The 13,279-nt window shown below is 62.0% G+C and carries 14 protein-coding genes; 9 read left to right on the plus strand and 5 right to left on the minus strand.

Annotated elements, in window-relative coordinates; translation table 11 throughout:
- Positions 1–5: 5 nt before the first annotated feature.
- From CO655_RS06085 to CO655_RS06110, 6 genes are read left to right on the plus strand one after another with little or no spacing between them, the layout of a single operon-like run.
- On the plus strand, positions 6–266 hold the full coding sequence (locus tag CO655_RS06085) for a type II toxin-antitoxin system PrlF family antitoxin (RefSeq protein ID WP_097604013.1): 261 nt from the start codon (positions 6–8) through the stop codon (positions 264–266).
- Complete coding sequence (locus tag CO655_RS06090) at positions 263–661, plus strand: type II toxin-antitoxin system VapC family toxin (RefSeq protein ID WP_097604012.1); 399 nt, start codon at positions 263–265, stop codon at positions 659–661. The genes CO655_RS06085 and CO655_RS06090 overlap by 4 nt, the downstream gene beginning before the upstream one ends.
- On the plus strand, positions 658–1,698 hold the full coding sequence (ruvB, locus tag CO655_RS06095) for a Holliday junction branch migration DNA helicase RuvB (protein WP_064683337.1): 1,041 nt from the start codon (positions 658–660) through the stop codon (positions 1,696–1,698). The genes CO655_RS06090 and ruvB overlap by 4 nt, the downstream gene beginning before the upstream one ends.
- On the plus strand, positions 1,699–2,601 hold the full coding sequence (locus tag CO655_RS06100; protein ID WP_097664116.1) for a metallophosphoesterase: 903 nt from the start codon (positions 1,699–1,701) through the stop codon (positions 2,599–2,601).
- Positions 2,602–2,608: 7 nt separating this feature from the next.
- Positions 2,609–3,121 carry an NUDIX hydrolase gene (locus tag CO655_RS06105; protein ID WP_097664117.1) on the plus strand — a complete coding sequence of 171 codons (513 nt, stop codon included), beginning with the start codon at positions 2,609–2,611 and terminating at the stop codon, positions 3,119–3,121.
- A 49-nt stretch (positions 3,122–3,170) separates the two neighbouring features.
- A complete protein-coding gene (locus CO655_RS06110; protein ID WP_097583753.1) occupies positions 3,171–3,734 on the plus strand; it encodes a DinB family protein in 564 nt (187 codons plus the stop codon).
- Here the strand turns inward: CO655_RS06110 and CO655_RS06115 are convergent.
- Together CO655_RS06115 and mprF are read right to left on the minus strand one after the other, a co-directional pair.
- Entirely contained in the window at positions 3,731–5,113 is a 1,383-nt protein-coding gene (locus CO655_RS06115; RefSeq protein ID WP_097604009.1) for an AcvB/VirJ family lysyl-phosphatidylglycerol hydrolase, read from the minus strand. The two genes, CO655_RS06110 and CO655_RS06115, sit on opposite strands and share 4 nt — an antisense overlap.
- The gene (mprF, locus tag CO655_RS06120; protein WP_097604008.1) at positions 5,110–7,713 is read right to left on the minus strand and encodes a bifunctional lysylphosphatidylglycerol flippase/synthetase MprF; all 2,604 of its coding nucleotides are present in this window, start codon (positions 7,711–7,713) and stop codon (positions 5,110–5,112) included. The genes CO655_RS06115 and mprF overlap by 4 nt, the downstream gene beginning before the upstream one ends.
- 238 nt (positions 7,714–7,951) lie before the next feature.
- On the opposite strand from mprF, the gene CO655_RS06125 reads away from it, so the two are divergent.
- On the plus strand, positions 7,952–8,329 hold the full coding sequence (locus tag CO655_RS06125; protein ID WP_097664118.1) for a DoxX family membrane protein: 378 nt from the start codon (positions 7,952–7,954) through the stop codon (positions 8,327–8,329).
- 4 nt (positions 8,330–8,333) lie between these two features.
- Here the strand turns inward: CO655_RS06125 and CO655_RS06130 are convergent, their stop codons facing one another.
- The 3 genes from CO655_RS06130 to CO655_RS06140 form a co-directional block, all read right to left on the minus strand.
- Complete coding sequence (locus CO655_RS06130; RefSeq protein ID WP_097664119.1) at positions 8,334–10,442, minus strand: mechanosensitive ion channel family protein; 2,109 nt, start codon at positions 10,440–10,442, stop codon at positions 8,334–8,336.
- A gap of 206 nt (positions 10,443–10,648) precedes the next feature.
- Positions 10,649–11,680, minus strand: a complete 1,032-nt coding sequence (gene gnd, locus CO655_RS06135; RefSeq protein WP_097664120.1) for a phosphogluconate dehydrogenase (NAD(+)-dependent, decarboxylating) — start codon at positions 11,678–11,680, stop codon at positions 10,649–10,651.
- Between the two features lie 153 nt (positions 11,681–11,833).
- Positions 11,834–12,316 (minus strand): SRPBCC domain-containing protein, encoded by a 483-nt coding sequence (locus CO655_RS06140; RefSeq protein WP_097664121.1) that lies wholly within the window; start codon positions 12,314–12,316, stop codon positions 11,834–11,836.
- A 55-nt stretch (positions 12,317–12,371) separates the two neighbouring features.
- Here CO655_RS06140 and CO655_RS06145 point away from each other — a divergent pair, with 55 nt between their 5' ends.
- Both CO655_RS06145 and CO655_RS06150 read left to right on the plus strand, forming a co-directional pair.
- Positions 12,372–12,707, plus strand: coding sequence for a metalloregulator ArsR/SmtB family transcription factor (locus CO655_RS06145; RefSeq protein ID WP_097604003.1), 336 nt, complete (start codon positions 12,372–12,374; stop codon positions 12,705–12,707).
- Between the two features lie 70 nt (positions 12,708–12,777).
- Positions 12,778–13,279: helix-turn-helix transcriptional regulator (locus CO655_RS06150; protein WP_097664124.1), on the plus strand; the 502-nt coding region annotated here is incomplete at its 3' end.

Here is a 13,279-nt window from a genome sequence, read left to right on the forward strand (position 1 = left end):
TCCGGATGAATATCTACTACGGTACAATGACATCGAAGGGCCAGACAACAATTCCGGCGGAAGTTCGTGAATTGCTGAATCTGAAGTCCGGTGACAGGATCCGCTACATCAATCGCGATGGCGAAATCATCATGAAGGCCAAGAACAAGCGCGCCATTGACCTTGCAGGCAAGTTTCACGATCCAAATCGGCGGACGATCACTTTAAAGGAAATGGACGAGGCTATCGGAGAAGCCATCGCCGCTCATGTGAATATAGCAGGATGATCGGCCTCGACACCAATATCCTGCTGCGCTTCCTCCTGAAGGATGATGCCGCCCAGACAGAGAAAGTCATAGCGCTGTTCGAGAACCTCTCCGATACGGCACCTGGCTATATTAGCTGCATCACGCTGATGGAATGCACGTGGTTCCTGCGGCAACGGATCAAGCTGAAGAGAGAACAGATCGTGGAGGCGATTTCGGATTTGTTGGACTCAGCGGATCTGATCCTTGAAGATGAAAGAGTGGTCGAGGAGGCGCTCGGAATCATGGTGCGGACGAATGCCGAATTTGCCGATGTCTTCATCGCTCTTCGCAACCGTGACGCCGGTTGCGTGACAACCAAGACATTTGACGCCCAAGCTGCAAAAACCATACCTGGAACGGAACTTCTTTCATGAGCGAACCCGCCCGCCTGATATCGCCGGAAAAGCGGGGCGAAGACCTTGACGTCACGCTGCGCCCGCAATCGCTGGACGAGTTCACCGGCCAGGCGGAGGCGCGCGCTAATCTCAAGATCTTCATCGAAGCGGCGAAGAACCGCGGCGAGGCGCTGGACCACGTGCTCTTCGTCGGCCCGCCCGGCCTCGGCAAGACGACGCTGGCGCAGATCATGGCGAAGGAGCTCGGCGTCAATTTCCGCTCGACGTCGGGGCCTGTCATTGCCAAGGCCGGCGACCTCGCCGCCCTCCTCACCAACCTCGAAGAACGCGACGTGCTCTTTATCGACGAAATCCATCGTCTCAATCCGGCCGTCGAAGAAATCCTTTATCCGGCCATGGAGGATTTCCAGCTCGACCTGATCATCGGCGAAGGCCCTGCCGCCCGCTCGGTGAAGATCGACTTGTCGAAATTCACGCTGGTGGCGGCGACCACCCGCCTCGGCCTGTTGACGACGCCGCTGCGCGATCGCTTCGGCATCCCGGTGCGCCTGAGCTTCTATACCGTCGAGGAGCTGGAACTGATCGTGCGCCGCGGCGCGCGGCTGATGAACCTGCCGATCACCGAAGAAGGCGCCCGCGAGATCGCCAGACGCGCCCGCGGCACGCCACGCATCGCCGGCCGGCTGCTGCGGCGCGTGCGCGACTTCGCCGAGGTGGCAAGGGCGGAAGCCGTCACCCGCGAGATTGCCGACGAGGCGCTGACCCGCCTGCTCGTCGACAATGTCGGCTTCGATCAGCTCGACAAACGTTACCTCAACATGATCGCCGTCAATTTTGGCGGCGGCCCGGTCGGCATCGAAACCATTGCCGCCGGCCTTTCCGAGCCGCGCGATGCAATCGAGGATATCATCGAGCCTTACATGATCCAGCAAGGTTTCATTCAGCGCACGCCGCGCGGTCGTGTTCTGACCGCAATCGCGTGGAAACATCTCGGAATGCAACCGCCCAAGGACATGGAGGCTGCGCAGTTCCGGCTGTTCCAGGAGGATAACTGAGTGATCACCCGCCGCGGATTTTTCAAGGTTCTCGGCGGTGGTATCGCAGGCGTCATGTCGCTTGGTGGTTACGCCTTCGCCTATGAACCGCTGGTGCGGCTCGGCATCGCCCGTTACCGGCTGACGCCACCGGGATGGACACCGGGGCTGAAGCTCCGCGTCGTCGCGCTCGCCGATATCCACGCCTGCGAGCCCTGGATGTCGGAAAGCCGCATTACCGCGATCTGCCACAGGGCCAACGAGCTCGAAGGCGATGTGACCGTGCTGCTCGGCGATTATGCCTCGGGCATGAACATGGTGACGCAGTACGTGCATTCGAGCCGATGGTCGAAGGCGCTGGCCACCCTGCGGGCCCCTCTCGGCGTCCATGCGATCATGGGAAATCATGACTGGTGGGAGGACAGAACCGCCCAGAAGAACGGCGGGATGGAAACATTCGGGCACCGAGCGTTTGCCGACGTCGGCATCCCGGTCTACGGCAACCGCGCCGTTCGGCTCGAAAAGGATGGCCGCGGCTTCTGGCTCGCGGGCCTCGAAGACCAGCTGGCACTGCTGCCCGGCAGGAAATGGGGCCGCACGCGCATGCTCGGCCTCGACGACCTCGATGGAACGATGGCGCAGGTGGCCGACGATGCGCCCGTCATCCTGCTCGCCCATGAGCCCGATATCTTTCCGCGGGTGCCCGAGCGCGTCTCGCTGACGCTGTCCGGTCACACCCATGGCGGGCAAATCCGTTTCCTCGGCCGTTCGCCGATCGTCCCCTCGCGTTACGGCAATCGCTACGCCTATGGCCACATCGTCGAGGACGGGCGTAATATCATCGTGTCCGGCGGCCTCGGCTGCTCCATCGCGCCGGTCCGCTTCGGCGTACCGCCGGAAATCGTCGTCATCGATCTCGGATAAGAATGTCATGAGCAAGCGTACCCTCATCCGCCTGACCGCGGGGGCCGAGCGTTTCAACTATCGCATCGCCGGCCTTGGTTTTCGCGATGGCCATGTGCTCGTCCATCGCGCCGTGCACGAGCCCTTCTGGACTTTTCCCGGCGGCAGGGCGGAAATCGGCGAGACGTCGGAGGAGACGCTGAAACGGGAGATGGTGGAGGAACTCGGCGTCGAGGTCACCGTCGACCGCCTGCTCTGGGTCGTCGAGAATTTTTTCCACTATGAGCAGCGCGACTGGCATGAACTCGGCCTCTATTATCTGATGGAGATCCCGCCCGAATTTCCCTTTCAGCCGCACGAAATCATCCATCGGGTCGAGGACGGCGACAACCATCTCGAGTTCAAATGGGTGCGGGCGACGCGCGAGGCCCTGACCGCGCTCGACATCCCGCCCTATTTCATCGCTGATGACATCGAGAACCTGCCGGCAGCACCCCGTCATCTCGTCTCGCGCGACGGCAATCTCGACGAAAAGAACTGACGTCGTAACGTCATGCGTATGGCTGCAACGCAGAAGAGGAGATGTCTCGATGCCGACCTTCGATCCCGTTCGGGCGTTTCGCAAACTTGCCTATAACAACGCCCTTGCCAACCGCCGCCTGCTTCACGCCTGCGCGGCCTTGAAGCCCGGCGAATTCGAAGCGCCGCGCACGAGCTTCTTCCCGTCGATCAAGGAAACCTTGAACCACATCATCACCGTCGACTGGTTCTATGTCGATGGCTTGGAAGGTGGCACGCTTGGCTACCAAGCCTTCGAGGTCGAAGAGCCCTTCGATGACATAGCATCGCTCGGCGCTGCGCAAGCGGCGGTCGATCAGCGCCTGACGGCGCTCTGCGAGGCTCTGACCCCGGAGAAACTCGTCTCCATCGTCAAACTCCATCGCGGCGACCGCATCCAGGAGGAGCGCATGGAGGACGTGCTGGCTCACCTCTTCCAGCACCAGACCCACCATCGCGGCCAGGTGCATGCCATGCTTGCCGGCACCAGCGTCGCCCCGCCGCAGCTCGACGAATTCATCGTCGCCGATGATGCACGGTTTCGCGGCAAGGAACTCGGCGAACTCGGCTGGAGCGAGGAAAAACTGATACGTTAGTTCCGCAGCCGCCTCTTCAGCCCGTCGATGATCGTCTTGGTGAGAAGGTCGTAATTCTCATCGAAGTGATGATCGCCGGGCAACTCGATGACCTCGGCGCCGCTGTCCTTTAGCGCCGGACAGGCGACGTCGTCGTCATCGTCCTTGCCGTAGACGCATTGCACGAGTTTGGGATCGACGTTCTTCAAATCGGCGACCGGATCGCCTCCCGCCCCTTCCGTCTTCTGGCCGAGCCAGCCGAGAACGGAGATGACGTAGTCGACTTCGTGCGAGAGCGACAGCAGCGACAATTGCGCCACCGCAGACTTCTCGGCCGGCTTCAACAACTGGTAGGTCGCAGGCACGACGTCGGCGCCGAAGGAATAACCGACGAGCAGCACATGCTTCACCTTCCACTGTTTGCGGTAGAAATCGATAATCTTCGAAAGGTCGCTGGCGGTCTCCTCCGGCTTGCGCTCCGACCAGAAATAATGAAGCGAATCGACGCCGACAACGGGAATGCCTTCCTTCTGCAGGGTGCCGCCCACCTCCTTGTCGATGTCTCGCCAGCCGCCGTCGCCGGAATAGATCACCGCCATCGTATCGAGGGTGGGGGTGGCCTCGAGGATCGCCAGCGGCAGGCCGAGCGGATTGCCGAAGGCGCCGGAGGCGGTGACGAGATCATCGAGCGTATCGGCAAAGACCGTCTGCGCGTCGTCGGTGGAATCGCGGATCTCGATCGCGGAATGGACTTTCTTCAGCGCTTCGGCATGCGCCCGGCCGTCCTTGTCGGCGTCGGGCGTAAACACTGTTATAACGGGATCCGGCAGAGCGCCGTCACTCAGCCCGTAGACCATGCGTTCGCCGACGGCCTGCTTGGACGCCGGCGTGCAAAGCTCCTTGGTCAGCGGAATGCCGGCTTTCGGGTCGACGGCGAGCGTCTGACCGATCGTCGCGTCCGGCGTCTGCGCCGCGATCGCCAGCGCCAGGGCCCCGCCCTCGCCGATGCCGGCGACGATCGGCAGATGATAGGCGTTGTTGCCGGTCGCGCGCTGCACCTGCTGGCTCAGCGATTCGATATCCGAGACCATGTAGAGGCAGCCGTCATTGAGGCTGACATCGTAGCGGCTGAGCGCCTGGACATAGGAAGGAAAGTCGACGCCGATGACGACGGCGCCTTCGGCGACCAGCCTGTCGGCCTCGCCCTTCTCGTAATCGCCCCAGCCGGCAGCATCCGAGATCAGCATCACCGTGCCCTTCACCTCCCCTTCCGGCAGGAAGATGTGTGGCGAGGGGATCAGCCCGCTTTCGAAGCTCTGCGTGGTTTCCTCGGCGGCATTAGCCGGTGCGGCCGCGAGCATGCAGGCGCATGCCGTGGCAAGAAGGATTGTCCTGATCATTTTCTCACTACCCCTTTCAACCCGCCCCCGATCAGAAACGTCGCGTCCATCAACGCGATCATCGGATTGCCCCCTCCGGAGACCGCAAGATAGCGCGGTTGCCAGTGCGGATGAAACTTGGATTTGAATGCCCGAAGGCCTTTGAAGTTATAGAAGCGCTCACCGTGCTCGAAGACGGTGCTGCCGATGCGGTCCCAGACGGGTGCCGCCTCGCGTTTCGACATGCCGGAGAGAGGCGCCATGCCGAGATTGAAGTGGGTGAAACCCTGACCGCGCAGATATTCCATGATCTGCACGAAGAGAAAGTCCATCGAGCCCTTCGGCGCATCCGGCGAGAAACGCATGAGATCGATCGTGCCCTCCTCCCGGGATTCGGTGACGAGGATATTGGCAAAGGCAACGATCTTGCCGTCCTTCTTCAGAATGCCGACCGGTTGAGAGGAGACATAATCGGGATCGAAGGCGCCGAGCGAGAAGCCCTTTTCCTTGGCGTTGTGGTGCTCGAGCCAGGCCGAGGAAACCGCGGCGAGATCATCGATGACCACGGGCACATCCTGCGGTTCGATAACGGCAAACTCCAGCCCGTCGCGCTGCGCCCGGCTCGCAGTCTGCCGGAGATTTGCCCATTTACCGCCCTTCATCTCGAAGGTCCTGAGATCGGCCACCGCCAGTTCGCCGAGCTTGAAGGCACGCAGGCCGGCATCGGCGCAATGGGAAAGCAAGGCCGGCGAGATCTGGTAAAAAACGGCGCGGCAGCCCGCCGCCCGCGCCGCCTCGACGAAGCGCCAGACGAGTTCCTGCACGGCACGATGATCGCCAACCGGATCGAAGAGCGCGATCCATGAGCGGCCCTGCCGGCCGTACATGATGAAGGCGTCGCTTTTCTCCGAAAACATGATGCTCTTGTCGCCCATCCGCACCAGATTGGCGTCGGCATTGCCCTGCTTCCTGACGATGTCGACGGCACGCGCCAGCGCCTCCTCCGTCGCCGGCTCCGGCCGGAAGGCCGCCGGCCGGAGCAGGCTGAAAATGGCAATGGCCGACGAGATGATGGTGATGCCAAGCAGGGCGCGCAGTCCCCGCGGCGCCTCGGCGGTGAATTCGAACTGCCACCAGAGCTGGTTGCTGTATTCGACATCGCGATAGACGAAGAGCAGGATGACCACGGCGCCGACGACGATGACGGCGATCGCCATCAGCCAGGATGCCGTCATTGCCTGGTTGAGCAGCGACGCATGGCGGGTAAAGAGCCGGCGGCTGACGAAGAGCCCGAAGATGAGGAAGGCGAGAAAAGCGGCTTCGACCAGCGCAATCGCCTTCAAGAGCGACAAGGTCAATGCCGCAACGGCCGAGAACACCGCCACCCACCAGGCGCCGTCGAGCCTCTGACCAAGGCCGCGCGCGGCGACCACCAGCGCCAGCCCGAGAAGGCTGGAGAGGAAGTGCGCGCCTTCGACCATCGGCAGCGGCAGATAGTTGGACAGAAATTCCAGATTCTGATCCGGCGTCGGTGTGACGCTCGAAAACACCAGCATGACACCGAGCAGCAGAGCCAAGGTCGACAGCAGCTGCGGCATCAGCCGTCCGCCGATGCGCCGGACGCTGGAGGCGGCCGGGTGATCGACAAAACGGCGCAGCTCCGTCGCGGAGACCGCGAGCACGGCAATCAACAGCGGCAATACATGATAGATCAGCCGGTAGAGCACCAGCGATCCCAGCACCGCGTCGATATTCACCGCGCTGCCGAGCGAGGCGATGATCACGGTCTCGAACACGCCGAGCCCGGCCGGAACGTGGCTGAGCACGCCGAGACCGACGGCGATCGCATAGACGGCCAGGAAGGCCGGCCAGCCGATCGCCGTCTGCGGCAAGAGCACATAGAGCACCGACGCCGAGGCGGCGATATCGAAGGCCGTCACCAGGAATTGGCGCGACCAGGTGCGTGAATCCGGCAAGCGGATCGCCACCGCACCGAGGTCGAGCACGCGGCCTTCGCGGCCGATGATCATGACAGCCCCGAGAATGGCGATGATCGAGCCGGCAATCAGCCGGAGAAGGAACGCGCTGACACCGATCAGCGGCCCGATCTCGCTGGCGATGATAATGAGGGCGATCGACGCGACAGCCGCGAGCCCGAGACCGAAGGAAAGCGTGACGAAGGCGATGATGCGGCCGATATCTTCCGGCGAGAGGCCGAGGCGCGTATAGGCGCGATAGCGGATCGCACCGCCCGAAAGCGCCCCGAAACCGGCTGTATTACCGACTGCATAGGCGCTGAAAGCCGTCAGCGCCACATGCGGAAAGGGCAGCCTCTTGCCGATATATTCGATGGCATTGAGGTCATAGAAGACCAGCGAGAGGAAACTGAGGGCCGTGAAGAGCAGCGCGAGCAGGATCGCGCTCGGCCTGGTCGCCGCCAGCGCACCGACGACATCATCATAGCGAACCTCGTTGGTCAGCTGCATGATCGCATAACCGACGAGGCAGAAGACAACGAGTGTCGCGGCTGCCGTCAGTGGCGTCCTGTACCGTCTGAAAAGCGCGCGAAAAGAAAACCCGTCCGTCGCTTCCATCTCTTCCAAATTGCCGTGACCCGACATCTCGTACCTGCGCAATTTTCAAATTCGGCGGGAATCATTTTTCGAAGACGTAACATGGCAGGCATGGAAGCTCTATGAAGCCATGCCGCCGCTGCCCCAGCCCCGCCGCCTGCGCCTCAATCATCCTCAAATGGGGCGAAAGTGGGCAGGCAAACTGTATTGCTACATTGCTTTTTCGTAAGCTTGCGAAGAGTTTGCGGTCATGACGACGATTTGAGACGCGAGAGAAGGATTAGACATGCAGGATGACCTGGCCTTCATGATCCTTATCCTCGGCAGGTTGCTGCTCGGCGGCCTTTTCGTGGCCGGTGGCATCCATCATTTTTTTGTCATCGTGCCGATAACCGACGCCATCGAAGCCCGCGGCATACCTTTTGCGAAATGGGTGCTGCTGTCCGGCAGCGCCTTTCAAATTGCTGCCGGCCTCCTGCTGATGCTGGGTCTCTTCGTCGCCGCGGCAGCGTTCGGCCTCATCATCTTCACGCTTGCCGCCTCGGTGATGCTGCTGAATTTCTGGGACATGGAAGGGACAGCCCGCGACAGCGCCGTCAGCAGCTGGAAAAGCAACATGGCCATTATCGGCGGTCTGCTCACCGCAGCCGCTGCGGCGATGTGAGACGTCAGGTGGCCGGCTCACCGCCGGCCCGCGCATGCGCAGCATAGCGCGCCGCGGCGGCATCCACGTCCACTGCACGATCGCTGGCCACCTGCACCGTCGGCACGGCGAATTCGATGCCGTTTTCCTTGAAGGCATTGCGGATCATCGCCAGTGCATTGCGGCGGATAACGAACTGTTCGCCAGGCTTCGTCATCATCGACAGGCGGATCTCGATCGCGAATTCGCCGAACTGCTCGACACCCTTCATCTTCAGCGTCTCGATGATATGCGGGCCGAATTCGGGGTTTTCGAGCAACGTCTGACCGATCTGCTTGATCACCTTCTTCGCTTTGACGAGATCGGTGTCGTATGTGACGTTGAGGCTGATCTTGTCGATCGTCCAATCGCGATTGAGGTTCTTCACCGCGCCAAGTTCGCCGAACGGCACGGTCGTCAGCGGACCGCGATGATGCCGGAGTTTCACCGAGCGCAGGCTGAAGGCCTCGACGACGCCCTTGTGACTGCCGCTTTCGATATATTCGCCGACGCGGAAGGCATCGTCCCAGAGATAGAACATGCCGCTGATGACGTCCTTGACGATCGTCTGGGCGCCGAAACCGACAGCAACGCCGACGACGCCGGCGCCGGCAATCAATGGCCCGATCTCGATGCCGAGGCCCGAGAGCACCATGAGAACCGCAATGACGGCGATGACCACGGCAAGGATATTGCGGAAAATCGGCAGCAGCGTCTGAAACCGTGCATGTTTGGCCTTCTCCTCGTCCGTCGCGCCGCCGTCCAAGGGCGAGCCGAGCAGCTTGCCGTCGATATAGGCTTTGACGACGTGCCAGAGCAGATCGGCAGCAAGCAGGATAACGATTCCCCCGATGACGCCGCGGGCGATCTTATCGACAATTTTGTCGCCGGCCGCCATCGTGTCGGCGCCGACGCCGAGCAGTTGGCCGAGCCAGATGGCCGCGAATCCGATAATCAGCGCCCTGACGCCGCGATCGAGCAAGACCGCGGCAATGCGGCGCGTGGCAAGGAAGCTTGCCTCGGTCTGCTGCAACGATTTCACCGCAATCGTCGAGACGGCGAGCACCCGCGGCAGCATCAGCACATAGATGCCGAGCCAGAGCAGCCAGTTGAACCCGGTGACCCACAGCCCCCAGAGCAACAGGAAATAAACGGTGAGCGCCCAGGACATCCCATGACCGCGCTTCTCGTCCTTCTGCGGCCGCGACCAGACAGCTTCGATCGCGATCAGCAGCAGCCCGATGCCGAGGATATAGCCGACGAAGAGCCGGGCGCTCGGGGAAAAGCCGAGCGGCTCCATCGACTGGATGGCCGCCCAGCCAAGCATGAAATAGATGACGAAGATCGCAGAGCGGCGATACCAGAAGAGCGCGACGGCGCGCGACGGCATGGTCGGCACGGTCACGCCTTGCCGCTCTTCCTCGGCCCGCGCCAGCCCGATGAGATCGACCAAGACGCCGCCCAGGCAAATCGTGAAACGCTGGACGATGAGCGCGACGGCGCAGAGGATCGCCACGCTCTGGCTGAGCGGCGGCCAACTGAGACTGAAAAGCGCGAGCATGGTTGCCGCGGCGAAAATGAGAGCCGGCACGACGCGCGGCGTCAGATGCATGCCCGCCATCTGAGCCAGACGCCGGCGGCGACGGCGAAAGGCATAGCGGGCCACGCTTTCGACGATGGCCCCGAGCAGGAAGATCGCCAGGAATTGCGCGATCATTCGACTCCAGCCGGTGGCGGCGAGTTCGCCGAAAAACAGCGAGGACGCATTGCCGATCTGCGAGGGCAAGATCATCGCCGCGTCGGACACCATCGAGACATGCCGGCGGGCATGCTGCAGCAGGCCTGAGAGGACCGACATCTGGTTCTGGGTCGCCGAATCGGCCGCAGAGGGTGCCGCCATCTGCGTCGCCATCCACTGCTTGACCTCCGGCGCCTGCATGAGCTGCATCATCTCACGCACCTGCGCCGGCGGGGTATTTGCAGCCGGCGCTTGCGCAGGCGTTTGGGAAAAGCCGGGCGACGCAGAGAAAAGCGCAACGCATGCCAAGATGCCGAATATGGCGGCTTTCAAGCCCGCCGCCGTGACACGTCCCATGACCGCCCTCCAATGGAGTGTCGGCCGCTTGGATGGAAGCAGCCCCGACATTTCCCTTTCCGCAATGGATACTCGTGACCGTAGCCGCCAGCAAGCGGCAGGAAAACCATACCAATGGCTAGGCATGACGCCGAAAAATGTGAGCGGTTTTCGAACGACGTCATGCTCTAACAGTTAATTTAGAACAGGATTCAGCCTCGGCCCCTTCAAGATTTCGGCGCCGGCTTTTCGACGTGGCCGCCGAAGCCGGCGCGCATCGCCGACAGAACCTTGTTGGCGAATTCGTCATTGTCGCGTGAGGAGAAGCGGCCGTAGAGAGCCGCACTCAGCACCGGCGTCGGCACGCTTTCGTCGATTGCCGCCATGATTGTCCAGCGGCCCTCGCCGCTATCCGAGACACGGCCGGCAAACTTCGAAAGTGCCGGATCGGCATGCAGCGCATCGGCGGTGAGATCGAGCAGCCACGAGGTGATGACGCTGCCGCGGCGCCAGACTTCGGCGACATCCTGCAGATTGAAATCGTATTGGAAATGTTCGGGATGGGCGAGCGGCGCGGTTTCCGCATCGGCGTCATGCGAGGCAGCGCCGATATTGGCGTGTTTCAGGATGTTGATGCCCTCGGCATAGGCGGCCATCAGGCCGTATTCGATGCCGTTATGGACCATCTTGACGAAATGGCCGGCGCCATGCGGGCCGCAATGCAGATAACCCTGCTCCGCGGTGCTCACCGCAGCCGCTTCGGCGGTGCGGTTCGGCGATGCTTCCGTCGTGCCGACGCCGGGGGCGAGTGTTGCAAAGATCGGCGAAAGATGGGCGACGGTGCCTTTTTCGCCGCCGATCATCAGGCAATAGCCGCGCTCCAGGCCGAAGACGCCGCCGCTGGTGCCGACATCGACATAATGGATGCCCTTGGTGATCAGTTCGGCGCCGCGGCGGATGTCGTCGTGGTAATAGGAATTGCCGCCGTCGATGACGATATCGCCGTTCTGAAGCAGCGGCACCAGGCTCGAAAGCACCTTGTCGACGATCGCCGCCGGCAGCATTAGCCAGATCGCCCTGGGATGCTGCAGCTTCGAGACGAATTCTTCGAGCGACGCGCTTCCGATCGCGCCGAGGCCTGCGAGCTCGGCAACGCTTTCGGGCCTCGCGTCATAGACGACGCATTCGTGACCGCCCCGCATCAGGCGCTGGACCATGTAGTTGCCCATGCGGCCCAAACCAATCATGCCAAGCTGCATATGAATCTCCTGGAAACCGAAATGAAGTATCGACTCCGGAAACTAGCACCCGCAGTGTGACAGGCAAGCGAAGTCTCGGCCGTATCCGCGCCTGCGACGATCGCGCCGCGGCGAGATGGCGTCGGACCGAAGAGCCCGACGCCGGCTCATTCCTCACTCATCGGGCGCGCTGGCCGGTTCACCCTTCATCTCACTGAGGAACATGCCCTCGCGCAGGTTGATGCCGTACTCGACGAAGGCCTTCATGCAGCAAAGCATCTGCGTCCAGCCTTCACAATTGAGATAGGTGCCGCGCCGGCCGGCTTCGTCCTCGCGCCAGCCGTTCTCGGCAATCGTCACCAGCGTGCCGCCATCCTCCAGCGGTTTGAAATTCATCTCCACCAGCGTCTTGTACGTCGCCTTGTCCTCGCCGGTACCACCGTCCCAGCGAAGCACGATGCGGCTTTCCGGCACGAGTTCGACGACCTCGACCGGCGCATCCTTCCACCAGGTCACGGTCGTGCCTTGAACGAGCGGAGCGCTCGCCCCGCCGATCGTCGTGAAATAGCTGCTGAGCTTCTTCGGATTGACGACGGCGTCGAACACCTCTGCGACGGGACGGCCGATGCGGCCGGAAATGCGGATTCCGAGAGACATGGCATTGCTCCTCTTCTCCATTGTGCCTGAGCTCATTATGTTATAAAAACATAACATGTCAAGCGAATCAACCGACGATCCTGTTTTCAAGGCGCTGGCGCATCACCGCCGCCGCGAGATTCTCGATCGACTCAAGGATGGCGCCCGCACCACAGGGACGCTTTGCGAGATGTTTCCTGACATGGACCGCTGCACGGTGATGCAGCATCTGAAAGTGCTGGAGGAAGCCGATCTGGTCATCGCCAGGAAGGAGGGGCGCGAACGCTGGAACCACCTGAACAGTCTGCCGATCAAGCAGATTTACGATCGCTGGATCAGCGCCTATGCCGGTCATGCCCTGTCGATCCTCGATCGGCTGAGAAGCGATCTCGAAGGCCAGCCGGAACAATGACCGGGGCACCCCACCTTGCCTCCCGGCCGGCCGCAATCCTATGCTGACCAAAAGACAAGAGACGGGACAGATGACGATATCGGGGGCCGGCATACGCCGCATGCGGCTGCTGCGCAGCATGAAGCAGCAACACCTCGCCGAACTCCTCGGCGTCAACCAGGCGACCGTCTCGCGCTGGGAGCGAGATCAACTTGCCCTCTCATCGGAGCAGACCGTCAAGCTGGAGCGGATTTTCGCCTCGCCGCACTATGCCGCGGCCGATGCGGCTTTGAAACGGCTGGTCGAGGACTGCCTCCGGCCTGTGCATCTGATCTGCGACAGCACCCACCGGCTGCTATCAGCCTCCCGTCCGCGGCAGGCGGAATGGCGTGCACCGATCGGCGCTTTTCTCGGCCGCTCTCTTTTCCCCTACGCTTCCGCCGAGATCGCCGCCGCCGAACAATCGCTGGAGGCATGCGGCTGGCGTGAGGGCAGGCTCATGTCGTTGACATTCGATACCGGCGCCAACGGCAATGCGCGCCTGCCGATTGCCGCCGGCCGCGTCACCTGGGAACGGATCATGCTTTCCTTTC

Source organism: Rhizobium sp. M1 (genome assembly GCF_002531805.1).
Taxonomy (GTDB): domain Bacteria; phylum Pseudomonadota; class Alphaproteobacteria; order Rhizobiales; family Rhizobiaceae; genus Rhizobium; species Rhizobium etli_C.